The 23,398-nt window shown below is 51.5% G+C and carries 25 protein-coding genes and 1 pseudogene; 8 read left to right on the top strand and 18 right to left on the bottom strand.

All coding sequences use genetic code 11. The features are described 5' to 3' along the window. The first annotated feature begins 78 nt into the window (after positions 1-78). Positions 79-684, top strand: a complete 606-nt coding sequence (locus tag ACQ4M4_RS15935; protein WP_430685424.1) for an ATP-dependent Clp protease proteolytic subunit — start codon at positions 79-81, stop codon at positions 682-684. 326 nt (positions 685-1,010) lie between these two features. Beyond that, positions 1,011-1,628 (top strand): DnaJ domain-containing protein, encoded by a 618-nt coding sequence (locus ACQ4M4_RS15930; protein WP_430685423.1) that lies wholly within the window; start codon positions 1,011-1,013, stop codon positions 1,626-1,628. A gap of 10 nt (positions 1,629-1,638) precedes the next feature. On the opposite strand, the gene ACQ4M4_RS15925 is transcribed toward ACQ4M4_RS15930, so the two are convergent. Further along, positions 1,639-1,977 carry a DUF2103 domain-containing protein gene (locus ACQ4M4_RS15925; RefSeq protein WP_430685422.1) on the bottom strand — a complete coding sequence of 113 codons (339 nt, stop codon included), beginning with the start codon at positions 1,975-1,977 and terminating at the stop codon, positions 1,639-1,641. Positions 1,978-2,036: 59 nt separating this feature from the next. Beyond that, positions 2,037-2,360, bottom strand: a complete 324-nt coding sequence (gene clpS, locus ACQ4M4_RS15920) for an ATP-dependent Clp protease adapter ClpS (protein WP_430685421.1) — start codon at positions 2,358-2,360, stop codon at positions 2,037-2,039. A gap of 664 nt (positions 2,361-3,024) precedes the next feature. Here clpS and dnaN point away from each other — a divergent pair. Continuing rightward, a complete protein-coding gene (gene dnaN / locus ACQ4M4_RS15915) occupies positions 3,025-4,161 on the top strand; it encodes a DNA polymerase III subunit beta (RefSeq protein WP_430685420.1) in 1,137 nt (378 codons plus the stop codon). 3 nt (positions 4,162-4,164) lie between these two features. Here the strand turns inward: dnaN and ACQ4M4_RS15910 are convergent, their stop codons facing one another. The 3 genes from ACQ4M4_RS15910 to ACQ4M4_RS15900 form a co-directional block, all read right to left on the bottom strand. Then, complete coding sequence (locus tag ACQ4M4_RS15910; RefSeq protein ID WP_430685419.1) at positions 4,165-4,734, bottom strand: Uma2 family endonuclease; 570 nt, start codon at positions 4,732-4,734, stop codon at positions 4,165-4,167. 84 nt (positions 4,735-4,818) lie between these two features. After that, positions 4,819-5,565 (bottom strand): class I SAM-dependent methyltransferase, encoded by a 747-nt coding sequence (locus ACQ4M4_RS15905; protein ID WP_430685418.1) that lies wholly within the window; start codon positions 5,563-5,565, stop codon positions 4,819-4,821. Between the two features lie 105 nt (positions 5,566-5,670). Further along, positions 5,671-5,847 carry a hypothetical protein gene (locus ACQ4M4_RS15900; protein ID WP_430685417.1) on the bottom strand — a complete coding sequence of 59 codons (177 nt, stop codon included), beginning with the start codon at positions 5,845-5,847 and terminating at the stop codon, positions 5,671-5,673. A 437-nt stretch (positions 5,848-6,284) separates the two neighbouring features. Between ACQ4M4_RS15900 and ACQ4M4_RS15895 the strand changes: the two genes are divergently transcribed. Continuing rightward, a complete protein-coding gene (locus tag ACQ4M4_RS15895; RefSeq protein ID WP_430685416.1) occupies positions 6,285-8,852 on the top strand; it encodes a sugar phosphate nucleotidyltransferase in 2,568 nt (855 codons plus the stop codon). 242 nt (positions 8,853-9,094) lie between these two features. Here ACQ4M4_RS15895 and ACQ4M4_RS15890 read toward each other — a convergent pair whose 3' ends face one another. From ACQ4M4_RS15890 to ACQ4M4_RS15865, 6 genes are all read right to left on the bottom strand, one after another. After that, on the bottom strand, positions 9,095-9,445 hold the full coding sequence (locus ACQ4M4_RS15890) for a cupin domain-containing protein (RefSeq protein WP_430685415.1): 351 nt from the start codon (positions 9,443-9,445) through the stop codon (positions 9,095-9,097). Between the two features lie 39 nt (positions 9,446-9,484). Then, on the bottom strand, positions 9,485-10,198 hold the full coding sequence (locus ACQ4M4_RS15885) for an aspartate/glutamate racemase family protein (protein WP_430685414.1): 714 nt from the start codon (positions 10,196-10,198) through the stop codon (positions 9,485-9,487). A 112-nt stretch (positions 10,199-10,310) separates the two neighbouring features. Continuing rightward, positions 10,311-10,907 (bottom strand): hypothetical protein, encoded by a 597-nt coding sequence (locus ACQ4M4_RS15880; RefSeq protein WP_430685413.1) that lies wholly within the window; start codon positions 10,905-10,907, stop codon positions 10,311-10,313. Positions 10,908-11,183: 276 nt separating this feature from the next. Continuing rightward, positions 11,184-11,870 (bottom strand): Rho termination factor N-terminal domain-containing protein, encoded by a 687-nt coding sequence (locus tag ACQ4M4_RS15875; RefSeq protein WP_430685412.1) that lies wholly within the window; start codon positions 11,868-11,870, stop codon positions 11,184-11,186. After that, positions 11,867-13,204, bottom strand: coding sequence for an AAA family ATPase (locus ACQ4M4_RS15870; RefSeq protein ID WP_430685411.1), 1,338 nt, complete (start codon positions 13,202-13,204; stop codon positions 11,867-11,869). Before ACQ4M4_RS15870 ends, ACQ4M4_RS15875 begins: the two co-directional genes overlap by 4 nt. A gap of 219 nt (positions 13,205-13,423) precedes the next feature. Then, complete coding sequence (locus ACQ4M4_RS15865) at positions 13,424-14,329, bottom strand: phosphodiester glycosidase family protein (protein ID WP_430685410.1); 906 nt, start codon at positions 14,327-14,329, stop codon at positions 13,424-13,426. Between the two features lie 10 nt (positions 14,330-14,339). On the opposite strand from ACQ4M4_RS15865, the gene ACQ4M4_RS15860 reads away from it, so the two are divergent. Further along, positions 14,340-15,170 carry a pentapeptide repeat-containing protein gene (locus ACQ4M4_RS15860; protein WP_430685409.1) on the top strand — a complete coding sequence of 277 codons (831 nt, stop codon included), beginning with the start codon at positions 14,340-14,342 and terminating at the stop codon, positions 15,168-15,170. A gap of 277 nt (positions 15,171-15,447) precedes the next feature. Continuing rightward, positions 15,448-16,038: a gamma-glutamylcyclotransferase family protein gene (locus tag ACQ4M4_RS15855; RefSeq protein ID WP_430685408.1), complete on the top strand. Its 591-nt coding sequence runs from the start codon at positions 15,448-15,450 to the stop codon at positions 16,036-16,038. Between the two features lie 316 nt (positions 16,039-16,354). Here the strand turns inward: ACQ4M4_RS15855 and ftsH are convergent, their stop codons facing one another. Both ftsH and ACQ4M4_RS15845 read right to left on the bottom strand, forming a co-directional pair. Then, entirely contained in the window at positions 16,355-18,214 is a 1,860-nt protein-coding gene (gene ftsH / locus ACQ4M4_RS15850; protein WP_430685493.1) for an ATP-dependent zinc metalloprotease FtsH, read from the bottom strand. A gap of 146 nt (positions 18,215-18,360) precedes the next feature. Continuing rightward, on the bottom strand, positions 18,361-18,483 hold the full coding sequence (locus ACQ4M4_RS15845) for a hypothetical protein (protein ID WP_430685407.1): 123 nt from the start codon (positions 18,481-18,483) through the stop codon (positions 18,361-18,363). A gap of 433 nt (positions 18,484-18,916) precedes the next feature. Between ACQ4M4_RS15845 and ACQ4M4_RS15840 the strand changes: the two genes are divergently transcribed. Continuing rightward, on the top strand, positions 18,917-19,507 hold the full coding sequence (locus tag ACQ4M4_RS15840) for an NADPH-dependent FMN reductase (protein ID WP_430685406.1): 591 nt from the start codon (positions 18,917-18,919) through the stop codon (positions 19,505-19,507). Positions 19,508-19,534: 27 nt separating this feature from the next. Here ACQ4M4_RS15840 and ACQ4M4_RS15835 read toward each other — a convergent pair whose 3' ends face one another. The 4 genes from ACQ4M4_RS15835 to ACQ4M4_RS15820 all read right to left on the bottom strand — a co-directional run bounded on the left by ACQ4M4_RS15835 (position 19,535) and on the right by ACQ4M4_RS15820 (position 22,692). Next, positions 19,535-20,701, bottom strand: a complete 1,167-nt coding sequence (locus ACQ4M4_RS15835) for a sugar phosphate nucleotidyltransferase (RefSeq protein WP_430685405.1) — start codon at positions 20,699-20,701, stop codon at positions 19,535-19,537. Between the two features lie 187 nt (positions 20,702-20,888). Next, positions 20,889-21,737, bottom strand: coding sequence for a segregation/condensation protein A (locus tag ACQ4M4_RS15830; protein ID WP_430685404.1), 849 nt, complete (start codon positions 21,735-21,737; stop codon positions 20,889-20,891). A gap of 14 nt (positions 21,738-21,751) precedes the next feature. Next, entirely contained in the window at positions 21,752-21,880 is a 129-nt protein-coding gene (locus tag ACQ4M4_RS15825; RefSeq protein ID WP_430685403.1) for a hypothetical protein, read from the bottom strand. Positions 21,881-22,326: 446 nt separating this feature from the next. Beyond that, positions 22,327-22,692, bottom strand: coding sequence for a LapA family protein (locus ACQ4M4_RS15820; protein WP_430685402.1), 366 nt, complete (start codon positions 22,690-22,692; stop codon positions 22,327-22,329). A 289-nt stretch (positions 22,693-22,981) separates the two neighbouring features. Here ACQ4M4_RS15820 and ACQ4M4_RS15815 point away from each other — a divergent pair, with 289 nt between their 5' ends. After that, the gene (locus ACQ4M4_RS15815; protein ID WP_430685401.1) at positions 22,982-23,227 is read left to right on the top strand and encodes a hypothetical protein; all 246 of its coding nucleotides are present in this window, start codon (positions 22,982-22,984) and stop codon (positions 23,225-23,227) included. A 58-nt stretch (positions 23,228-23,285) separates the two neighbouring features. On the opposite strand, the pseudogene ACQ4M4_RS15810 reads toward ACQ4M4_RS15815, so the two are convergent. Beyond that, a pseudogene (locus ACQ4M4_RS15810) lies at positions 23,286-23,398 on the bottom strand (IS982 family transposase); the annotation flags it as partial.

The following is a 23,398-nucleotide window of genomic DNA, read 5'->3' as shown; positions in this document are numbered from 1 at the left end:
CAGACCCTTCTAGAGTCAGTTCACGCCTAGCCTGTTTCATTTCGTCCACTGTCCTTTTGCATTACTTCTGGATGTCCTATGCCTATTGGTGTTCCTAAAGTCCCCTACCGTTTTCCTGGCAGCGCCTACGAGCAGTGGATCGACATTTACGATCGCCTGAGCTTAGAGCGCATTATCTTCCTTAGCCGCGAAGTGGATGACAACATTGCCAACGGCATCGTCGCATCCATGCTCTATCTCAACTCCGATGATCCTGAAAAGCCCATCTATCTGTACATCAACTCACCCGGTGGTTCGGTCACGGCGGGCATGGCCATTTACGACACCATGCAGCATATCAAAGCCGAAGTCGTCACCATTTGCGTGGGCTTGGCCGCGTCGATGGGGGCGTTTTTGCTGGCGGCAGGTGCCAAGGGTAAGCGCACGGCGCTGCCGCATTCTCGCATCATGATCCACCAGCCCATGGGCGGTACAGGTCGCGGACAAGCGACGGATATTGACATCGAAGCTCGGCAAATTTTGCGCGTGCGAAAAGAGCTGAACGACATGATGGCCTTTCATACAGGCAAATCGGTTGCCCAAATTGAAAAAGATACCGATCGCGACTACTTTATGTCGGCAGAAGAAGCGATGGCCTATGGCCTTATTGATCGGGTGATTGAAGATAAGGGTGGCGCAAACTAGTTTGTTCCTCACCGTCTCTTAATTGATGGCTGTCCTTATGGAACCTGTATCAAGTGCGGGTTCCATTTGTGTCTCTGGAGATGTCTCTGGAGATGCAGCGATCGCCCCACTCCCCTCCCGCTGATAGAGCCTCTAGCTCACGAGAACTGCCGCCCAAGGCTCGAATTTTCTAGGCTTTATAAAAGAGTTTGATTTTTTTTTCAGTTATGGTGGCAGAATTCAGATAACTCTGCTTGATGTTTGCCGATGGTCATGGTGGCCAATGGTTAAACAGATAGGGTTAAACAGACATTGTACGCTTGCTCTCTTGGAACGAATCAGACTGAATGAACTTGACGGATTGTTATCGGGTGTTGGGCTTGCGCGATGGTGCATCCTACGAGGACATTAAAGCCTCGTATCGGCGCTTGGCACGTCGCTATCACCCCGATGCCAACCCCAACAGCCGAGAAGCCCAAGAAAAGTTTATCCACCTGGCAGAGGCGTACAAGCAGCTTCTAGATGCCGTTAAGCCCGAAGGCATTTTGGAGACGAAGAACACCAGCTCACCCACCACCGTCTCTGCGCCTACATCCGCCACCACGGCCACCACACCCCGCTACAAAACCACCACCTTTCGCACCTATTCCACCTCAACCGAAACCGATCAGCAGCTTAAAGAAGCCGTGTATCGCCAGCTTCAGCGATTGCTGCGCGAACAGCGATTTCCCCGAGCCATCACCCTAGTAGAAGGACTGGCACAGCGCTTGCCCAATGATGTGGAAGTACGGCAGTGGATGGCGATCGCCTACCAACGTTGGGGCCGCCACCTGATTGATACCCATCAGCCCGAGAAGGCAAAACTGTATCTCAACAAAGCACTCCGCACCGATCCGCGCAATCGAGAGCTGTGGTACGAAGTGGATCGAGATATGCGCCGGATTGACGGAATTGAAGTGATGTAGGCTTCCGACGCTATGCCTTGAGCACGTGGGCGATCGCATGCTCAAGCTCAGCCTGACTCAGCTGCGTCATCACAAAAACTTCTTGAAACAGCTTGCCTTTGCGCGCAATCAGCTTAAAGCCGCCACGAATTGGCACAGACACTCTCAGTTTGAGTGCTGGCGAATTCGACCGGGCATGCCCAATCACCGCTGGCGTAATGGTCTGAATTCCAGAAACCTGCGTCAGCGTGGTCAAAATTGGGATCAGCCCCGGAACATGGGTAGAGTGATTCCAAACTAAACGCCCGGTTGAGGTGTTTTGTTTAGCCGATGCGGATGATTTGCGATCGCGTCGTTGCTGGTCACCCACGGGCGTTTCTGTCCTTGCTCAAGCGGGAATTCATTGTTTGGAATCCTCAATAAATAGCTCTAGGCGGCTTCTAAAGGAGCCATGGTTAGACCCTCACGAGACAACTGCTGGTGATACAGCTCGGCTTGCTCTTGTGGACCAGCCCACACCATTGCCTGACCGTCGAAGTGGACTCTTTCGGTCAAGCTCCAAGCGCGATCGCTCGTCATATTGGGAATGTACTTGAGTAGGCATTCCGCCACGTGCTGAAACGTGTTGAAATCATCGTTCAACACGATCACCTTGTAGTTGGGGTAGGTCTTGCGAACCGTTTGACTCGATTTTGTTGGCGCTGCGGTTGGTGCAGCAGCCATTGCACAAATTTCAGCAACTACCATCGTCATCGTCATCTGCTCAATTGCAATACATTCAAAAAAGCTCTAGCCAGTCTGCTATCACCCCAGCATTCCAGACAGAGAGCGATCGCCATAAGCAACCCCAGTGTTTCGAGCTTGGGAATGCTAGTTGGCGATGTATGACGAAATGTAATCAAACCTTTCTAACAGTCTACCGAGGGGTCGTCATCAATTCAAGCCAAACCTGGATCTACTCACTAGGTTTTACCAGCGAGAACGCTGAGCTGAGCATTTTCAAACTTTTGTGTCGTGCGGCAAGAATTAGCGCTAAATCTAGCGGAATCGCCTGTGGAAAACTATCCCCTTTCTGTGGAAAACTTTGGGGAAAGACCGTGGAAAACTACCCCCTTGGTCTGGAAAAGTTCTGACAGCCCGTTCAACCTGTGGATAACCTTCCAGTTTTTCCACACTTTTTCCACAGGTTGAAAACATGCGATCCGAAGACTCCGCAGCGATCCCAACGGTTTTTCCACAGTTTCCACATGCTCTACTACTACTCTCTTTAAAAGGTTTTAAACAAGAGATCCGGAGTTTAAAACAAGAAAAAAGACGCGCGATTTTTTTGTTTTTGGTTGCGTTGTCCCGGTGAAATAAGGGTGATAGGATCACCTTCCATGCCAATCCGATCCATCCCACCCATCACGTCCTAGATATGAAACTGACCTGTTCCCAAAGCGACCTCAATACCCACCTGTCTCTTGTCAGCCGGGCAATTCCGTCTCGTCCGAGCCACCCAGTACTGGCCAATGTGTTGGTGATTGCCGATGAGGAAACGCAGCGGGTTAGCCTAACAGGGTTTGATTTGAGCTTAGGGGTGCAAACGAGTTTTGCGGCTCAGGTGGAGGATGGAGGCAAGCTAACGCTGCCAGCCAAGCTGTTTGGGGATATTGTGTCGCGCTTGCCCGATGGCGAGCTAACGCTGGATGCATCGGAAGATATGGCGGCTACGCTTACGGCCTCGTCGGGCCGCTACCAAGTGCGGGGCATGAGTGCCGATGAGTATCCTGAGCTGCCCGTGATCGAGGCGGGCGATGGCCGTACACTCCCCGTTGAGGCATTGATTGAGGGATTGCGTGGGTCGCTGTTTTCTACCAGTGCCGATGAGGCAAAGCAGGTGCTGACAGGGGTGCACCTGACGGTAGAACCGGAGGCGATGGAGTTTGCCGCAACGGATGGTCACCGCTTGGCGGTGGTGCAAACCACCAATGAGGAGGCTGGGACGGCATCGACCCAGGAGGGATTTGATGTGACGGTTCCTGGAAAAGCCCTACGCGAGCTGGAACGCATGATTCAAATGCACCCTTCTACCGAGGCGATCGCCCTGCGGTTTGACCAGGGACAAATGATTTTTGAATGGGAGCATCAGCGCATTACTAGCCGCTTGTTGGATGGACAGTATCCCAACTATCGCCAGCTGATTCCGCGCCAGTTTTCGCGCCAAATGACGGTAGAACGCAAGCTGTTTTCCTCCGCGTTGGAGCGGATTGCGGTTCTGGCCGACCAAAAGAACAATATTGTGAAGCTAAACCTGGATAGCAGCGGTCAATCGCTAACGATTTCCGTAGATGCGCCAGATGTGGGCAGCGGTCGTGAAGTGATTCCTGCCCAAATTTCGGGCGATGACCTGGAAATTGCCTTTAACGTGCGCTACCTGCTGGAAGGACTGAAGGTGTTCAACACGAGCGAAGTGCAAATGCAGTGCAACACCGCCACCAGCCCCTGCATCCTCACCCCCCTCGGCGGCGTGAAGATGACCTACCTCGTTATGCCGGTTCAAGTTAGGAGTTAATGTTCAACCGCTTTGTCTGAAAACTCGTACGGCTTGCGATCGCGATTCCAGCGCTGCACATTCAGCTAGCCGAGCGATGTCAATACCTTGAACAAACTGGCTTGTATTGGTTTTTTGATACGCTGTTTCGGTTAGTTGATAGATGCGAATCTGGCCGTTCTCCCAAAACCAAACCTCTGGCACTCCCAAGGCTTGGTATCGAGCCAGCTTGTTGGGTCCGCCGCTTGTAATGACTACTTCGATCGCCAAATCTGGAATCGGTTTTCGTTCGCCAAAGCAGTAAGATTCATCGGCTTGAACTGAGGCGATCGCTTCCTTTTCCTGAGAAAACGAGCCCGTGGCAATAAAGTCCAATCCCTGATTCAACAGGTAATCCTCAACCAGATAGCCAATATTGCCTTTGACAATTTCGTGTTCTGGCGAGGTCGACAAAATTTCTAACTCTCCCTGGTAATAAAACAGCCGAACTCCAGGAGAGTTAGCAAATCCCTGTTGAATTGCCTTAAAACTCTCCCAGCTAATCCCGGTTTGAACAAATCGCTGTTCAGTGGGTTTGTCTAAGAGCTGGGTCATGTGATTGCCCCACAGTCGATTGTTGATTCAAGAGGGTTGGACAAGCATTGGAAGGTGTCGAGTGGTAAGCGATCGCTCTAATTTCTACAAAAACTGCACTTTAAATAAGTGAAAGAGTTCGCCGGGTTTTTGCTTCACGATTTTGGCGTTGGATTCTTTGATCAGGGCTTTCCAAGCATCTAGCGATTCCAAAAAGACTTCGGCACCCAGATAGGTTTCGAGAATGGCCCAGTTCTCCGCCAGTGGTGCATCGGGGTTGAGCACATCAAACACAAACACGCCTTCGGGTTTGAGAACGCGCTTGACTGCTTGCATTACCTCTTTCCAATAATCCAGCGGGTAGTAGCAGCTAAAGCCAGTGGCGATCGCCACATCAAACTGGTTGGCTTCGTAATCGAGCTGATGAGCAGGGGCGAGCTGCACCCCCTTAAACAGTTTGGAGTTGAGTTGGGAGCCCCGCGCATTGAGCGTATCTCGCGCAAAGGTGCTAATGTCTTGCCCGTAAAAGTAGGCATCCCACTCGCGCCAGGGATAAATCAAAAAGCTAACGCCACAGCCCAAATCCAGACAGCGCTGATTCTTTTTGGGCTGGGACACTTCCCAAAAAGGGGAAGCAATTTTGGCGGCGAGCAGACCCGAAGTCCACTCTTCATAGACGGGCAACGCCTTCACCTCGTCGGGTAGGTCAAAGTCTTGCCGCTGCAACTCTTTGTTAAACCGAAGGGCGATCGCCGACAGTTGCTCCTGCCAGCGATCGCCCTTGTAGCTGTGTGTGGTGGATAGAAATCCAGAAAGATTGCCGCCACCCGAAGATTTAGATGAACTAGCCATGCGGTGATGAGGGTGCTGTCCATGCGAAATTGCTGTGTTGGACAGCCTAGCACACCCATCGCAAAACCCGATACCAGACGGGCGATCGCCCCAAAAACTGTAACGTTAGCCCTTGAGCGCCCGATTAAAGTTTTGTCGGTAGGATGGATTGAACAACAGAACAGGCCACGCCAGCGTCAGCATCAAGCGATTTTGGCTAAAGCTGGTGCGGGTAAAGCCATTCCAAAACTTCCAGCCGCCCCAGGCATATACCCCAAGCAAAATGATGGCTAATAAGTTCACCGGAGCATCTCCTCAGTTCGCAATAGTGGATAGGCGATCGCGTCATTGAAATCGGCAATGCGATGGAATCCAACCTTCCTTGAGCCAACGATTTGCCAACGATTCAATGAATGCAAGCGCATGTGATTCCAGTGTAAAGGAGCATCCTGGGTTCGTAACCCCTCCTATCTATCCAGAAACCCGAACTGATGGAATCCAGCCTATGGCGAGAGAATCCTGCATGATCAATAGATAGCCTGAGAAATCTGGCGCGACGCTTTAGGCAGAAGACCGAATAGAGCAACAGGGATCAAGCCTTATCTATTAAAAAAAAGCCGATAGATTCTGAAGCTTCTGAAGATTTCTGTCACAGTTGAAGAAGACGCAAGGTGCAAAGGTTAACAAATGTTCGCAGAATGCCGCATTGCGCGATCGCCACAGGCTATTAGGAGGATGATATGCGAGCAGTATTAATGGCGGGTGGATCGGGAACCAGACTGAGACCGCTCACCTGCGATCTGCCGAAACCGATGGTGCCCATCCTGAATCGCCCCATTGCCGAGCATATTGTGAATTTGTTGAAGCGGCATGGCATCACGGAAATCATTGCAACCCTACATTATTTGCCCGATGTCATGCGGGACTACTTTCAAGATGGCACCAACTTTGGTGTGCAAATGACCTACGCCGTTGAGGAAGACCAACCGCTGGGAACTGCGGGCTGTGTCAAGAATGTTGCCGATTTATTAGATGAAACCTTTGTGGTTATTAGCGGCGACAGCATGACCGATATTGACCTGTCGGCGGCGATTCGATTTCATAAAGAACATCAATCCAAAGCAACCCTCGTTTTAGCGGTGGTGCCCAACCCGCTGGAATTTGGCGTAGTCATTACCGATGGCAAGCAGCGCATTCGACGCTTTTTGGAAAAACCTTCGAGTAGCGAAATTTTTTCTGACACGGTCAATACTGGCATCTACATTTTGGAGCCAGAAGTGTTGGACTTTTTGCCAGCCCATCAAGAGGTTGATTTTTCGACCGATTTGTTTCCCATGTTGCTGGATCGAGGCTTGCCCATGTATGGCTATGTGGCCAATGGCTACTGGTGCGATGTGGGCAATCTAGATGCGTATCGGGAGGCTCAGTACGCCGCTTTGCAACAACGGGTCCGGCTCGACCCAAATTATGAGGAGCGATCGCCCGGATTGTGGATCGGCCAAAACACCTTTATTGACGCGACGGCCCAAATCGAAACTCCGGTGCTGATTGGCAGCAATTGCCGCATTGGTCCCCGTGCTCAAATTGATGCGGGTACGGTTATTGGCGACAACGTGACCGTGGGAGCCGATGCGGATTTGAAGCGGCCCATTGTGTGGAATGGTGTAACGGTTGGCGATGAGGCGCACCTGCGGGCCTGTGTGGCGGCGCGGGGCGCTCGGATCGATCGGCGGGCGCATGTGCTGGAAGGCGCGATTGTGGGTTCGCTCTCCGTAGTGGGCGAGGAGGCGCTGATCAATCCCGATGTGCGAGTGTGGCCTAGCAAACGCATTGAGCCGGGGGCGATCGTCAACATGAACCTGATTTGGGGACAGGCGGCTCATCGCAATCTGTTTGGTCAACGTGGGGTTTCGGGCTTGGCCAATGTGGATATTACGCCAGAGTTTGCGGTGCGGCTGGGGGCGGCGTTTGGTTCTACGCTGCGTCCTGGTTCCCAGGTGATTGTGTCTCGCGATCAGCGCAATATCTCGCGCATGGTGTCGCGATCGCTCATCTCAGGCTTAATGTCGGTTGGGGTGCACATTCAAAACTTGGAAGCTACGGCAATTCCGTTGTCGCGATCGCTGGCTCCCTCGCGCCATGTGGCAGGTGGCATTCATGTGCGGGTTCATCCTGAGCGATCGGATCATATTCTCATCGAATTTTTTGATCACAAAGGCATTAACCTCTCCAAAGCGCGAGAAAAGAAGATTGAAGGCGCGTACTTTAAGGAAGACTTTCGGCGGGCGCTGGTTCAGGAAATTGGCAACATCATGTATGTGGATCAGGCGGCGGATATTTACTGCACCAGCTTTGAGCGCATGCTCAAGGTTGATGCGATTCGTCACAGCAATTCTAAAGTCGTGATCGACTACGCCTATGCGGTATCCGGTGCGGTGCTGCCGCAACTGCTGGCCAAGTTTGGTTGCGATGCCGTAGTGCTCAACGCCAGCCTAAACCAAACCGCCCCCACCGCTGCCGATCGCGAAGCATTGTTGAGCCAGCTAGGGCATGTGGTAGAAGCGCTCAAGGCAAACTTTGGGGTGCAGGTTTCGGGCAATGGCGAACAGTTGATTTTGGTGGATGAGTCGGGGAGCTCTATTCGTGGCGAAGTGTTGACAGCGCTGATGGTGCACATGATGCTGATGCAGAATCCCCGCAGCACCGTCGCGGTGCCTGTCAATGCCTCGAGTGCGATCGAGCAAATTGCGCGGCGGCACGGGGGAGAGGTGGTGCGCACCAAGGTCAACCCAACGGCGCTGATGGAGGCATCCCATTCCAACCCGAGTGTGGTGCTGGGCGGCAGTGGCGATATGGGCTTCATCTTTCCCCAGTTGCACCCCGGGTTTGATGCCATGTTTTGTATTGCTAAGCTGATTGAGCTGCTGGCGTTGCAGGAGCATCCGACCAATGGTGGCCAGATGCGAACGCTGGGCCAAATTCGCGCCGACTTGCCCCGCGTCTGCCACAAAACGTTGACCGTTCGCTGTCCCTGGACGGTGAAGGGCTCACTCATGCGGCACCTGGTTGAAACCCACGCCTCCGATCGGTTGGAACTCATTGATGGGGTCAAAATCTTTAACCCGCAACACGATAGCTGGATTTTGATTTTGCCGGATGCCGGAGAGCCGCTGGTGCATTTGTATGCCGATAGTGGCGATCGCGGCTGGGTTGACGAAACGCTGCGGGAATATCGGGCAATCGTGCAGGATTTTGTAGAGCAAGAGTTGGGTATGGAGGAATCGGTGGCCAGCCTAGCCACGCTATAGTCAGCTCTGCAATAATCCCAAATCAACGTCAGTTCGGATCAAGAGCTTTATCCAAGGTCGCCCGACGTGCGACCTTGGATAAAGCCCAGTTTTGCCTGCGTTACGCGCAGGCAAAACTGGGCTTTCCAGCTTATCTCGAATTCATCTGGACTTACGCATTGGTGTTGTGGGTAGGGTGCGAAGCACCCTACCCACAACACCAACACACCAGATTTAGTGGACTCGCGTAAGTCCTGTTCATGTTAAATCACTTGTCGGGGAGCGGCTGTCGCTTTGTCTCCAGTATTGGGTGTTCCCATTGGTTCAATTAATAGGAGGTGCACCTCCTCGTTGGCAACGGGGCGATGCTCTACGCCACGCGGCACGACAAACAGTTCGCCAGGTTCTAAGTGAATGTCGCGATCGCGCAGTTGGATTGTAAGCCGACCCTTCAGCACAAAGAAGAAATCATCGGTGTCATCGTGCTTGTGCCAAACAAACTCATCCTTAACCTTAACCACCATGACATCGTATTGATTGAGTTGGGCCACCGTTCTTGGCGACCAATACTCCGAAAACTGAGCCAGCTTATCATTTAGGTTAACTTTGTCCATGTTCTTGCTCTGTGGCTATGTACATCCGTAGCGATCGCTCTACTCCATGCCCTTACGCTCTTTCACTTCGGGGGCGCGGTAGGTGAGCCACTTGCTGGTTTGCAACCCCATGCCAACCAGCATTTCGGCAAAGCGAATGCCTGCTGCCACCGGATCGACACAGGGTACCCCCAGCAAAAACGACAGCTTCTCATCCATGCCGCCCATGCCTGCACAGCCTAAAATGATGGCTTCGGCTCCATCTTGCTGCAAGGCTAAGCGGCCTCCTTCTTCCAATCCTTTGATGATTGCGCTGGGGTCTTGTTCGCAAGCCAGCACGGGCATATCTACACAGCGAATTGAAGCACAGCGATCGTGCAATCCGGCTTTTTGTACGGCGTGTTCGACCATGTGGTAGCTGCGCTTGAGGGTGGTGACGACCGACCAACGAGGGGCGATCGCATTTGCTGCATACATTGAGGCTTCGGCAATGCCCACCACAGGCTTGTGGGTGATTTCGCGCACGGCATCCAACCCCGGATCGCCCCAGCAGGCCAGCACATAAGCATCAAACTCCGACTCGTTGCGCTGCACTTCCTTTAGCACTTCGGGAATGGCCAAATATTCGTCATAAAAGCTCTCAATGGAGATGGGACCCCGTGCCGGGTTAACTGCCACGACTTCGGTGCCGGAGGCTGCATGGGCCTGGGCGATATGACCGATCGCAGCGGTCATGGCCTCGGTCGTATTGGGGTTGATAACTTTAATACGCATAAAAATTTTTGGAGTAGGTTGCAACTAGCAAACGTCCTCATTGTAGGGGGCATAAAAAAGCCCAGTTCACTTAGTGAACTGGGCTTTTTTTGATGGGTAGTTCGGACAGGTACTAGAACGCCTGAGCTGCATCCTCAGTCACGGTCACGGTCATGTTGTTTCGGGCCATGGTTACAATGCGGGTGCCTCGCATATTTAAGGTGACTTCGGAGCCGCGCGATAGCCCCAGGCGCAGTTGCTCATGAGCCGCAATCGACAGCCTGCGAATGCCGCCATCTGCTAGCCGAACGCGCACTGTATCCTCATCGGGAGAGGTATCTAAAATTGTGGCGCTCATGTTTTCTTGAGGCTCAATCGACATCATGCGAGACATGGTGATCACGCGGCTTCCTTCCATGTTTAGGGTTACGTCTACTCCGGCTGCTAGCTCCAGTCTGCGAATGTCTTGGGCGGAAACCAACAACATGCGCAGGTTGCCATTGGGCAGTTGAACCGTAATCGTATCTTCGCGAGGCGAGGTTTCTACGACTCTGGCTGTGATGGTTTCGCGCTGGGCCTGGGCAATGGTAATGGCTGTATCCGCTCGGTTTTGTGAATTGAAGTGAACAGATTGGGCGATCGCTTCTGGAGCAAGGGCAACGCTGGTTACAACAGCCAGGGCAGCTCCCATCCAAAAGTTGGGGCGGTTCAAATTGTTGGGCTTCATCATCGGGTATCTCCCTAATCGGTGCGCAATGCACATCAGCTGGGCAACACAAATCAAGCCCTTCTCTCTTCATCGCTGCTGTTAAACATGTGAATGAATGTTGAACAGCAACAGTGATAAAAGGCGAATTTACTGTTTCCGGGTCTGTGTGCTGGATATGGCATTCACCTTAGCCCTGGCTCAAGGGAGTTGAATGAGCTAGCCATGATTTGTCTCTGAGAAAAAGCTGAACAAATCCTGATAACGTCTTCAGCCAATTCTCATCTTCACTACCGGAATTCAAGATTTACTAAGCAGCTGAACGAGATCATCCTTTTTCATTTTGCTAATGCCTGTAATTCCTCGCTTCTTGGCCATTGCTTTTAGCTCGGATGTTGACATTCCTTTGAGAATATCAACATCAGTAATTGTCTCTGGCATTGGTTGAGGATCTAAATAGAAAACTTGCTTCAGAGCATCAAGTTTTTTGCCTCTTGTGATGCCACACTTTAAGCCAGTGATTGGATCAAAAGAGTTCCAGTATTGGCGGGGTGCTTCATCAATCCGATTGACTGCGATCGCTGCCTTGACGGTTTTAAGCGCGCTGTCGGGTTGACTAATTAGGTATTCTATAGCTGCTTGAATTTCATCTCTGGATGCTTTGGAGAGGTTAATCTTAGGAATCTCTTCTCCCGTCAAGACTTTGACGACTTCGGCTGTGTCGTCACTGTCATCTGCAATGATGCACCAAACCCTCTCTAAGCCAGCTTCCTCTGCAACTGCATATATGAATGAGTTTCCAATCACTTGATACTGATCTTCTCCAGTTTCTTTCACAATGACGGGAATCCAATTTCTGCCCCCTTTTTGATTCAGTAGATGAGCAGAAGCTGTAATTAAAAATTCTGGAGCACTTGTTCCTTCGCCGGGATCAATCTCATCTAAATAGAGATGCATGAGATTCCCAATATCACTGAGATTACTCATTGTAAAAAGTACTCCTTAGCTAGGTTTGTGTAATATTCGTGGGCGTACCGATCGCGATAAACTGCTGGGACTCGAGAAAATGCAGCGCCTGCGATATTGGCATAGCTTGGCACATGAGGAATGTGCAGATCTCGTCTGGAGCTGGTGTATCTAGAGTAAAAATAAGGTAGTAAGTTAAACCCCTCACTCTTTGCAGCTTTGAGAATGTTTTGAATCTCTTTTTGTGCAATTTCTAGCTGAGCTGGTGTAATCTTTTCTCCGTTGAAGAAAATAGGTAATGCAACAGGCGTGCCATCCCCCTTTTTACTTTGCGCATCGGGAAGAAACTGCTTGATGGCCATGGCTGCATTCTCTAATGAGAAAAGATTGTTGTGCTTAGCAGGAATAAGAACAACATCTGCTGCATAGACGGCAAGTTGGCTGTATATCCTCCAGTTTGGTGGGGAATCAATCAAGATGTAGTCGTATTCTTGTCGTGCAGATTCTAGTTTTCGATGTAATGCGTTGGTCTTTAACAAACTCCGAAGCTGTACTTGAGGCTGATCTTCTAGTGTTATGTCAGCCGGAAGCACATCAAATTTAAGTTCTGAATTTCTACTTCTTACAGGAGATTTATAAGTGTGTGCAGCACTTTGAAGCTCGATGTCTTTTTGTGTGAGCGCATTAAAGACTGTTCCTTCGCTTAATGGAATGCCTAATGAGCTGGTCAAATCTTGCTGGTTAGGATCAAAGTCAACCGCTAGTACTCTCTTACCAAAAAGCGTCAAAATAGCCGCTAAGTTGACGACAGTAGTTGTCTTTCCAACCCCACCTTTATTGTTGTAAACGGTGATCGTTAGCGCTTTGTTAGGTCTTTCAATTTTTTTGCGGATTAAAGCGGCAATCTCATCAACTTTCTCGTCATTGATTTCGAGACACGGAGTAGCCGGATAAATGACTTTTCCATGCTTACGAAACAGTTGAATGTGACAAGAATTAGTAATGATGCCCCACTGAGCTGTTTCGCAGTTTGGTGCCAGAAGATAGCCTTTCAGCTGCTTAACTGTCTTCTGATACTGTGCAGAACCGCTCGATAGATTTACATCCCTCCCTTTCAGCTCTACAAAAAGATAGGGATTGGTTCTTGTATATAAGAAGACATCGTCCCCAACTGTCTTTCGAGCTGCTTTATCAACTGAGCCGTTACCAGCAGGATATTGAGGAAGAATTTCTTGAGAGGTAAATCCCAATGTTTCCAGTAATTGTGTTGAAAAGTGCTGATCAACAACGGCTTCTGGGGCGTTTTCAGGAAGGCTTTTTAAGGCGGCTCGAAGACTGCTGGTTGTGGTAGTCATAAGGTGGGCGCTTCCAGGCACGTTTACTGCTGTTTGTAGTGTTCCCGCGCTGAGATGTTTATTTATTCTCGATATCAATTATTTTTTAGGAAATCACACAAGCTTTATGTCCCGTTTATAAAGATTGCTCCACAAGTGACTATTGTGAGTATTTAAACCTAATCAATTGCTCTCTACGTGTTCCCTGATTGCTGAACAACATTAAAGCAATGCCCAATTTTACGGTTGACTATAAAAGCCTAAGTGGTTGGCGATCGCGCGTTCTCGTGTGGGGATTTTGGTGTGGATGGGGGCATTTAAGACGGTGGGTTTTGAGTGCAAATTGGCGACTAATGTTGTTGAGCCGCCGCCATCCAAATTGAGGGCTGAATCCGCACCGAGTTCTTGAAAAATGCGGGTAAGTTCTGCTAGCGTTACACCTTCGCTATAGAGGGGTTGTTTGCCATCCACGATCGCAATCCAGAGCGTGGTTCCGGTGGTGTCGAGGGCGATCGCCGTTCGAGGATAGGGCTTGTCGGGTTCGGCATCGGGTTTAGCTGGGATGGGGTTGCCATTGAGTAAGAGTGCTTCTCGTCCGGCAACGGCTTGGGCCGTATCGCTAGGGCAGTTACCATGGGCAGCAATCTGCGCACGGTTGCTGGTGGAAATGCACAATGCTGCCCAATCATCTCGCCCCGGGGCATAGCGATCGCCATTGGAAATGGATTGGCCGACAACATTAACGCGATCGCCCACACCGGGATAAAAGTCCCACGGAGTTTTTTCCCGAAAGGGATAAAAATAGTTTGCATTGACAGCTAATTGCAGATTAAATTCCTGCAAGAACTGCGACGTGGTGCGGGCCACAGTTTCGCCACGCCGATCCACAGCCCGTCCTGGAGTGACAAACGCTTGTAGGCCAGGAGTAGTCAAATCTACGGTGACCAGATGCAGAATGTAGGGACGCGGCGAAGAAAACACCAACCGTTGATAATCCATGCCAGGAAACAGCATTTGCTGGTACGGAGCCCTAGGAGGCAACTGAAACGCCAACAGGGCATACACCAGCAACGGCAGCATCAAACCGATTGCAACAATAGCCTGCCAGTATTGAGCCTGCCAGCATTGCCCAAGTCGTTTCACCACAGGTTTGCGTATGAGTGATGTCAGTCGCCTCGATTTTAGCAATCGCAATTTGCGAAATCGCTCGTTTCAAGGAAAAAACTTAATCGGTGCAGACTTTCGGGGCGCTGATATTCGAGGCTGCAACTTTGGCAATGCCGAGCTGATTGGGGCAAACTTTGAACAAGCCAGAGCCGGAGCCACTAGCCAACAACTGCTGCCTCTGGTGGCGATGGCGCTCGGGTTTGCAGGGATGTTGGCCTATGGCGCTTCGCATTTGGTGTTCGCGTCTTTGGGGCAAACTCCAGAGCAGCCAGCCTGGTTGTCGGTTGTGGTGCTGCACCTGTTTTTGGGGATGGCGGGGGCCGGAGCCGCGAGTCGGCCTCTGTTGAGATGGCATTCTCCACTGGGACGTTGGGCAATGGATATTTCGGGAATGTGCTCGGGGGCGCTGACGGGGTTTTTCTACGTTGGCAGTGCCGCCAATGAGAATGCTCAAGCGGCGATCGCTGGAGCCGTTGTTGGGGCTGGAGTGATGGCAGCTCTGAGGGTGCGTTTTGCCAAAAGGATGGCTGTGGTGATGCCAGCGATGGGGGCTGTTGCGGCCTATGGGTTTGCATTTTTAGTGTGGACGGTGGCGATCGCCTGGTTGCAGACCGAACGCTACGGATGGAGCCTCCTCTTGGGCACCATTTCTCTGATCTATATCTGGTGTGTTGTGAGGGCTCTACGCGCCGCCAGGGATGCAATGCGTCGCTTAACTGGCACCTCTTTTGCTGGAGCCAACATTACCCAAGCTCGGTTTGATCCAACCATGTTCAACCAGGCAGACTTTTCGGGAGTGATAGATGGCTCCCAGGAGTGAGAGGCTGAGGGTAGGAAGGGCGATCGCCAATTCCATCGCGCTTTTTGGCGTATGCAATCCTGCAAATATCGACGCTTCGGTTGATTCAGACCCGACCTTCCATGCATGAGTTCCGAACGATATGTCGCTTCTCGTCAATCCTGCTTTACGGTTGTTTATGAATCTACGATAAACCCATCGGGAATATGTAAAAACGAAAATGGATCGGTTACAATCGTGCTTAACCTCAAACGAGCTTGTGTTCATCCCCCAATACTTCACTCCTCTTTAAGTTGCTATGAGCCAGCAGTCGAACCGTGACTACCAGCCTGCTTCCCACAGCCACCCTCGCTTCGTCAACTCCCATCCGGCATCGCCAGCTCAGTCAGGAGACCAATGGTTTTATTACTTTGCCTATGGTTCCTGCATGTGCCCTGTTGATCTCAAGCGATCGCTGGGTGAGAGCACGCATCCCTATGTGATTGGCCATGCAACACTGCGGGGATATCGGTTGGGGTTTTTCCGGCGATCGCTGTTTCGCAACTGTGGCGTGCTGGATGTGGTGCCCGATCCGCAGGCATCGGTGGAGGGGGTGTTGTATCGGTTGCCCATGCGGCTGAGTGATCGCCTCGACCAACGCGAAGAAGGCTATTGTCACGAATTGGTGACCGTACATCAGGGCGATCGTTCCTTTGCCAACGTTCGCACGTACACCGTCATTGAAAAAACGACCGAAGAGCACGCCCCAAATGATTGGTACTTTGGCGTGGTCATGCGCGGTGCTGCAACCTGTGGTTTGCCAGAACCCTACTGCTGGCAACTCTTCTACCACATGCAGCAGTTGCAGCAGCGTCGGGTTGCTTCCCCAATGCAATCTGCTCAGCGTTAATGTCATAGGACTTACGCACTTCATCCGAAAAACAAGGGGTTTGAATGATGTTTGGAGCGCTTAGCGCTCCAAACATCATTCAAATGCGTTAGTCCTGTGTCAGTTTCGGTTCCAGGTAGGTCTGAGGGTTGGGCAGTGCGCACCCCCTCAGACCTGCCCATTGTGATGAGCACAACCGACAAGCAAAAATGGGTGCTTCGGTTTACTCAGAACCAACGTGAGATTCACCCATGGGGGCATGAAAAAAATTAAAGCCTGGTGCTGACTTGCAGCACCAGGCTTTGAAGTGTGGGTTTACATGTGGTTTACAAGGGGATTAAACCTTTGCCGCCACGGGAACAGAGTCCTTCTCTGGAATGGTGGTGTATTCCGCCACAAGCTTGCGGAACTCTTCTCCCTCAATAATTTCTTGATCCACCAGCAAATCGACCAACTTATCCACGAGCTGGCGATTTTCGCGAATCAGTCGGCGGGCTTCGCTATAGCAGCGCACCGCAATTTCGCGAACCTGGCGATCGATTTGCGTCGCCATTTCCTCCGAATATTCGGGCGCTTGGCTCATCAAGTCGCGACCCAAGAAGACCTCGCCACCCGATCGCTCTAGGGCCATGGGTCCCAAGTCCGACATGCCATAGCGCGTCACCATGCTGCGTGCATAGTTGGCCACACCTTGAATATCGCTTTGGGCACCTTGAGTTACCTCATCGTATCCAAAGACTTCTTCTTCGGCGGCACGTCCACCCAAAAAGACAGTAATGCGATCGATGAGTTGAGCGCGGGTTTCCAGCACAATGTCCTCATCGGTGGGAATGGGCTTGGCAAATCCGCCAATACCACCCGATCGCGGAATGATGGTGACTTTATCCAGCGCATCGGTATGGGGCAGCAGGGTCATCAACAGCGCATGGCCAATCTCGTGATAGGCAATTAGCCGTTTTTTGCGGCTATCCATCAGCGGAGCCAGAGTCATTCCAATGGTGACGCGATCGATGGCATCATCAATTTCCAGGGGCGAAATGGCCTCTTTGCAGCGTCGTGCCGTAAGGATGGCAGCCTCATTCAGCATGTTGGCTAGGTCTGCCCCGGCAAAGCCAGGAGTGCGACGGGCGATCGCCTCTAGAGATACTTCTGGAGTCAGCTTTTTGTTGCGGGCATGCACCTGCAAAATGCCCAAACGGCCTTTGTAACCGGGGAGATCGACCATCACCTGGCGATCGAAACGACCGGGACGCAGCAAGGCCGAATCGAGCACATCCGGACGGTTGGTGGCAGCAATGATGATGATGCCCGTGTTGCCTTCAAAGCCATCCATTTCGGTGAGCAGCTGATTCAGCGTTTGCTCGCGCTCATCGTTCCCCCCGCCAATGCCAGCGCCCCGCTGACGGCCTACGGCGTCAATTTCATCAATGAAGATGATACAGGGAGCGTTTTCCTTGGCTTTTTTGAACAGGTCGCGGACGCGCGATGCACCCACCCCAACAAACATTTCCACAAATTCAGAACCGGAGATGCTGAAGAAAGGAACACCCGCTTCGCCTGCGATCGCCTTAGCTAGCAAGGTTTTCCCTGTTCCTGGAGGGCCAACCAGCAGCACCCCTTTGGGAATCTTGGCACCAATGGCTGTGAATTTTTCGGGCTTTTTCAGGAAGGTGACGACTTCTTGCAGCTCTTCTTTCGCTTCCTCAATTCCCGCCACATCATCAAACAAAACGCCCGTCTTGGCTTCCATTTGAAAGCGAGCCCGCGATTTGCCAAAGCTCATCGCCTGACCCGACGCATTGGCCGATCGCCGTAAAATCATCAGCAGACCCGCAATCAGCAAAAAGGCCAGCAGCGCGTGGGTAATCAGCCATGCCACCGCATTGCTATCGGCGGATGATTGGGCGGCGAGTTCTACCCCATTGCTGCGAGCGGCCTCAATGATCAAGTCATTATCTGCCTGATTAGCAAACAAGGCCACTTCTTGAGGTGCTTCCGGCTGGCCTTTGAGATAAACTTGGGCGACGCCACGGGCCGAGTCTACCTCTAGCCGAGAGACATCTCCATCTTCAATTTTTTCGAGCAGCCCGGTGTAGGTGAGGGGCTCAGGGCGCGTTTGGTTGGTTTGGCTCAGGGCAGGCGGACTGGCGATCGCCGCTTGCAACACCAGCCAAATGGCTGTGACTGCCCCGGCCATAGCCGCGCCTTTTTTTGGAGCAGCCTTGGGTTTGGGGGAATGGCTTGCGAAATGCTGAATTGTCGTATGCCCAGCCAACTCTGTTTTGCGAACCTTGTTCATACCTGCTTCAACCTTCTCTCGGCAGCTAGAAATCTAGCCATGTTCTAACGGGTGTATGCGGCCTGTTGTCTGCGGCAGTAACCGATCGCCATGACGAACTGACTTCGGATTGAGTGCCCACCAATGGTGCTGGGGTGCCGATCTGTGCGATCGCCGGAAGTTGGCATTGCAGCACATGCCCTCCCTGTTCACCAATGGCATGGTTTCATGGCGCGGCTTAGGCGTTGCTCAGGACAGCCCTAATCCGCCTTGTCATTAGTGTAACCTTATCAACCCGGCATCGGGGTTGATGCTGCGATCGTTTCTCGTACTCATTATGAGTTTACTTTATAATGGTTGTAAAGATCCGCGATACTTTGACTCCATACGTCATCGACTGGACTTACGCATTGGTGTTGTGGGTAGGGTGCGTCGCACCCACCCCACAACACCAACTACTAGATTTAGTGGGCTTGCGTAAGTCCTGATCGAATTTGCTTAGGGCGATGGCGCAAATTTGAGGGTTCGGCAGTTTGGCTTACCTAGCCTCATCGAACCCATTGAATTCTGGATAGAGTGCGCAGATCATGACTTCAACGCAAAACGCAGCAGGAGCGAGATATGGGCGAACAAGATATGAGCGGACAAGATATGAGCGGACAAATAGTCAAAATTGTTGGCATTGGTGGTAGTCTGCGGTCCGATTCCTACAGTCAGCTGGCACTGGCGATCGCGGCCCAGAGAGTACAGGCATTGGGTGCCTCGGTCGAAATTTTAGATTTGCGTCAGCTCACGCTGCCGTTTTGCGATGGCGGAGACGATTACTCCGATTTCCCGGATGTGGCGCGCATGCAGCAAGCAGTGAAGGCCGCGGATGGACTGATCTTGGCAACTCCCGAGTACCACGGCAGCTTGAGCGGCGTGCTGAAAAATGCGCTGGATCTGATGAGCTTTGATGAACTGTCGGGGAAGGTGGCAGGGTTAATTAGCGTTCTGGGAGGGCAGTCCAACAGCAACGCCTTGAACGATTTGCGCGTGATTATGCGCTGGGTGCATGGTTGGGTCATCCCAGAACAAATTGCCGTTGGGCAAGCTTGGAAAGCCTTTGACGCCAACGGCAACTTAGTGGATGACAAGTTATCGGAACGATTTGACCAGTTTGCCCAGAGCCTGGTAGAAAACACGCGTAAGCTGCGTAGCGTTGCAGTTTAACGGTTTGGCTGGTTGAGCGCGATCGCCCTAACTTGCGTCGGTTCCCAATAGTTCGGCGATCGCCTGCCGCTCAAACGGAGGGTTATCTGGCATTTCGCTGCGGGTATCGGTAATCAACCAATCCAATGCGGCGGCCTGCACATCAATTGAGGCTCCGGTCTTGTCTACGCAGTAGCGACCAAACACCAGCTTATCGACCAATCGCACTCCTGGACCCAAGCGCGAATATTCGAAGATGACGCTGTTATCCACCGTAGCACCACTGCAAATATGGCAGTTGGGGCCAATCATGGCTGGGCCAATAATGGTGGCTCCATCTTCAATTTTGGTCATGGCTCCAATGTAGACCGGGCCTTGAATGTTGACCTTGTCCCAATTCACCGCCACGTTGAGTCCGGTGTAAATGCCGGGTGCCACTTCATGGCCGGGAATTTCAACATTTTTAACGGCACCCGTGAGCACGCTGCGAATGGCTTGCCAATAGTCGGGTACCTTTCCAATGTCGATCCATTCAAAGTCCATGCTGAGGCCGTAGAAGGGGGCATTCTCTTCTACGAGTCTGGGGAAAAGCTGTCCACCAATGTCGTACTCTTCGCCCGAGGGAATGTATTTGAAGATTTCCGGCTCGAAGATATAGATCCCGGTGTTGATGTCGGTGCTCAGGGCTTCTTCGACCGAGGGCTTTTCTTGGAATGCTTTGATGCGGCCTTCTTCGTCGGTCACGACCACGCCGTAGCTCGATACTTCCTCTTTGGGAACCGACTTCATGATGATGGTGGCGATCGCACCTTTCTCCCGATGCCAGCGCACCGCCTCAGATAGGTCCAAATCAATCAGCGCATCGCCGCACATTACGATAAACGTATCGTCAAAGAAGGGCGAAAAGTCCTGAATTTTGCGCATTCCGCCAGCAGAACCCAAGGCTTCACCTACCAGATCGCCATCAATAATACGACCTTCAAACGAGTAGGCAATTTGTACCCCAAACCGCTGCCCGTCACGAAAGTAGCTCTCGATTTCGTAGGCGAGATGGCTTACGTTGACCATGATCTCGTCAAACCCATGTCGCCGCAGCAGCTCCAGCAAAAACTCCATCACCGGTTTTTGCAAAATTGGAATCATTGGCTTGGGAATCGTGTATGTGATAGGACGGACACGAGTCCCTTTCCCGGCGGCAAGGATCATGGCTTTCATAAACGGTTCACTACCCCTCGGCTAGGTCTTCGAATAGGTCTTTGAAGAAATGTTGCAGTACGTTACAGCTTTGTACTAGTGTTCCACAGTTTTACTGAAATACCCGGGTATTTCCAAATAAGTTTGCATAATCTACATTGAACGCCCGTGTGCAAACAAGTTTGCCCAAATCCTAGCGCGGGTTTCTTTAATCGGGGAGAGAAAAGCTAGCGAGATCCGCCAGCGCTTCGTCTGAGAGGTTGGCTAGGCTGCGCACGTTGAGATCGTGGTAAAACTCTTGCTGTGCTAACTCTACTTTGGACTGAGCCGAGAGAAATAGCAGCGCCCAAAACACGCCAACGCGATCGCTCTGAGGGCCATGATGGCTACCAGTTCCTCGGGTGACTTGGCAGGCTTCCGAATCCTTCCACAAATCGAGCAGGTGCTCAAACTCAATCCAGGCTTCGCCTTGTGAAACCTCATCCCACTGCTCGTTCAAAAACTGTTCCAGTGCAGCCGCAATTTCCGAGAGATTTTCTTGGTGGGCTAGTTCGGCAATGGTGCGGGTTGCCTGAGAGCGTGATTGGGGGCGAGGGCGGCGCTTGCGGCTGCGGGGCTTTTGCTCTGTCACAGCAGCGGCCATCATTTCCAACTGGGAGATCAGTTCTTGCAGGGTAACGCGACGATTTTCGTAGGGGCGGGCAACGGCTCGGCGGCGAATGCGACGCTCTAGCGTTTGCGGTAGCAGGGCATCGCTAAAGGGATTGTCGTCAATAAATTCAGCGTCTTCTTCAGTTTCGACGGGGGTGATGTCTTGCCGGGCAAGGCTGTCGGCTTTGAGCAGCACCAGCATGGATGCATATAAGAAGGCTTGACCCGATTCTGACAGATCGGCCTCGAATGGAGCCCGGCCATCTTCTACCGTTTGAGTTGGCTTGAGCTGGCTCAAAAAGCGGTCAATCACTTCAATAACTTTGACATCCCACGGGTCGATCTCGCCGCGTTCTGCTAAGTCAATCAGTAGAGCGATCGCATTTTGAGCAAGGGAAAGAGCCATGCAGAACTGTGCTTCTACTGAGGAAGGCGAACAAAATAGATGGCGATCGCAATAATTAGCCCCAGCAGTGCGATCGGTACCCACAAGCTCCATAAATTCAGGGGCTTAATCACCAACTCTAACAGCACCAGCGATGAATGCATATGGTGAAGCCAAACCAATGGTTAGATCTTTAGAACTCTTGCATAAATGGTTGTGTGGTGGAACCGCACAACCATTTATGTTCCCCAAATTATGTTCCCCAAACGCCATTTGTGCAGGAGGTCTTTTGATGAATGGGGCCGGATAGATAGTTATGCATTAACCCAAACTGGGCACTAGAGGCTGCCATCATGCCTAGTGAAAGTGAAAGCTTGTTCAGTTGAAAGCTTGAACCAACTGAGCCAGCCCCTAGCCTGGTTCACAAACGTGGGCGAAAAATCCTTGGTGTGCCAAGAATTGCACCCCAAATTAATGCCCCAACCTAAAATACCTGAGTTTTGGATAAACTGCAGTGCCCATGTTTGCGCGCGTCGCACACGCAAACATGGGCTTTTCTGAGATTTGCACGTCGCGCAAATCTCAGAAAAGCCCTTAACCGAAACTGTCGTTAAGATGAGTAAACTTCAGTGACTTCAATCTCTTCGGCTTGGGGCTTGGAGGCAGGCAACAATCGCTGCTGTTCCTCAAGCTCGACCTTGTACCGCTGCACATCTTGCTCTAGCTCTTGAATGCGATCGTCGCGCTCTTGGAGTTTTCGTCCCGATTCCAACATGTTTTGCAGACGGGTCCATACGCTAAAGATCCAGGCAAGCACAGCGCCAATTCCCATTGAGAGAATCAGCTCAATAGACAGGGGTGCCTTTAAATCGACGCCTTGCACCACGTGAATGACGGCTGGTTCTGTGTTCTCAATCCCAAACAAAACCAGAGCCAAGCAAATGACGAATATGACAACAAAATTAATTTGGCGCATTGACTGAATCCTCAATCTTGCTTTGCGATCAACAAACCATGCGAGATACAAACCAGTATCTTGCTAATTCAGTAAATCGCTTGAGGGGCGATCGGCTCAAGATGCACGCTGAACTCTGGAACAAAGTTTAACAGTCGAGTTCCCCAATGACTGAGTCCATGTCATCCATGCTGATTCTTGATGCTTTATCTTCTGTGCCTTAGCCCTAGCGAATTGTTGCGAGTTATGGGCGCTATGTTGTGGGCTCTCTGGGCGCACTGAATCTCGTCATTTCATCTATGCTGTTTTCATGACTCAGACTAAGCACCGATTCCTCAGCTTCGACGAGTACCTGTCTTACAACGACGGGACGGATGCATTGTATGAGCTATTTAATGGAGAGCTAATTGAGCTGCCACCCGAATCGGGAAAAAACGTTCAAATTGCGAATCGGTTGTTCCTCTTTTTTGCTCTGCTGTTGGGAACCGATCGCATACGGGGACATGGGCTGGAGCTAGAGGTACGGGGAGAACCTAAAAACCGCTCCCTGATCTGACACTAATTCGTGGAGAGCACATTCAACAACTCAAACACCGAAATAACCTCAGTTATGGTTAAGCCGCAGGAGACAAAGCCCAATCTAATCTCAGAGCAGGCTTCTTCGGCTGGTGGCAATAGGCAATCAGCCCACACAGGATGTTGGCGAAGCAATTGACCGGACTGCGGT

Source organism: Leptolyngbya sp. AN02str, assembly GCF_050565595.1.
Lineage (GTDB): Bacteria > Cyanobacteriota > Cyanobacteriia > Elainellales > Elainellaceae > Kaiparowitsia.
The sequence above is the reverse complement of the archived record's forward strand: the minus strand, read 5'-3'. Positions and strand labels throughout refer to the sequence as shown.

Excerpts from the sequence above, each read along its gene's own strand:
- ACQ4M4_RS15885 (WP_430685414.1), bottom strand. The coding sequence starts at position 10,198 with ATGCGTATTAAAGTTATCAACCCCAATACGACCGAGGCCATGACCGCT.
- ACQ4M4_RS15870 (WP_430685411.1), bottom strand. The coding sequence starts at position 13,204 with ATGACTACCACAACCAGCAGTCTTCGAGCCGCCTTAAAAAGCCTTCCT.
- ACQ4M4_RS15880 (WP_430685413.1), bottom strand. The coding sequence starts at position 10,907 with ATGATGAAGCCCAACAATTTGAACCGCCCCAACTTTTGGATGGGAGCT.
- ACQ4M4_RS15895 (WP_430685416.1), top strand. The coding sequence starts at position 6,285 with ATGCGAGCAGTATTAATGGCGGGTGGATCGGGAACCAGACTGAGACCG.
- ACQ4M4_RS15930 (WP_430685423.1), top strand. The coding sequence starts at position 1,011 with ATGAACTTGACGGATTGTTATCGGGTGTTGGGCTTGCGCGATGGTGCA.
- ACQ4M4_RS15820 (WP_430685402.1), bottom strand. The coding sequence starts at position 22,692 with ATGCGCCAAATTAATTTTGTTGTCATATTCGTCATTTGCTTGGCTCTG.
- ACQ4M4_RS15830 (WP_430685404.1), bottom strand. The coding sequence starts at position 21,737 with ATGGCTCTTTCCCTTGCTCAAAATGCGATCGCTCTACTGATTGACTTA.
- clpS (WP_430685421.1), bottom strand. The coding sequence starts at position 2,360 with ATGACGATGGTAGTTGCTGAAATTTGTGCAATGGCTGCTGCACCAACC.
- ACQ4M4_RS15835 (WP_430685405.1), bottom strand. The coding sequence starts at position 20,701 with ATGAAAGCCATGATCCTTGCCGCCGGGAAAGGGACTCGTGTCCGTCCT.
- ACQ4M4_RS15890 (WP_430685415.1), bottom strand. The coding sequence starts at position 9,445 with ATGGACAAAGTTAACCTAAATGATAAGCTGGCTCAGTTTTCGGAGTAT.
- ACQ4M4_RS15875 (WP_430685412.1), bottom strand. The coding sequence starts at position 11,870 with ATGAGTAATCTCAGTGATATTGGGAATCTCATGCATCTCTATTTAGAT.
- ACQ4M4_RS15815 (WP_430685401.1), top strand. The coding sequence starts at position 22,982 with ATGACTCAGACTAAGCACCGATTCCTCAGCTTCGACGAGTACCTGTCT.
- ACQ4M4_RS15825 (WP_430685403.1), bottom strand. The coding sequence starts at position 21,880 with ATGCATTCATCGCTGGTGCTGTTAGAGTTGGTGATTAAGCCCCTGAAT.
- ACQ4M4_RS15855 (WP_430685408.1), top strand. The coding sequence starts at position 15,448 with ATGAGCCAGCAGTCGAACCGTGACTACCAGCCTGCTTCCCACAGCCAC.
- ACQ4M4_RS15905 (WP_430685418.1), bottom strand. The coding sequence starts at position 5,565 with ATGGCTAGTTCATCTAAATCTTCGGGTGGCGGCAATCTTTCTGGATTT.
- ACQ4M4_RS15910 (WP_430685419.1), bottom strand. The coding sequence starts at position 4,734 with ATGACCCAGCTCTTAGACAAACCCACTGAACAGCGATTTGTTCAAACC.
- ACQ4M4_RS15860 (WP_430685409.1), top strand. The coding sequence starts at position 14,340 with ATGAGTGATGTCAGTCGCCTCGATTTTAGCAATCGCAATTTGCGAAAT.
- ACQ4M4_RS15845 (WP_430685407.1), bottom strand. The coding sequence starts at position 18,483 with ATGCCAACTTCCGGCGATCGCACAGATCGGCACCCCAGCACCATTGGT.
- dnaN (WP_430685420.1), top strand. The coding sequence starts at position 3,025 with ATGAAACTGACCTGTTCCCAAAGCGACCTCAATACCCACCTGTCTCTT.
- ACQ4M4_RS15840 (WP_430685406.1), top strand. The coding sequence starts at position 18,917 with ATGGGCGAACAAGATATGAGCGGACAAGATATGAGCGGACAAATAGTC.
- ACQ4M4_RS15935 (WP_430685424.1), top strand. The coding sequence starts at position 79 with ATGCCTATTGGTGTTCCTAAAGTCCCCTACCGTTTTCCTGGCAGCGCC.
- ftsH (WP_430685493.1), bottom strand. The coding sequence starts at position 18,214 with ATGGCCGGGGCAGTCACAGCCATTTGGCTGGTGTTGCAAGCGGCGATC.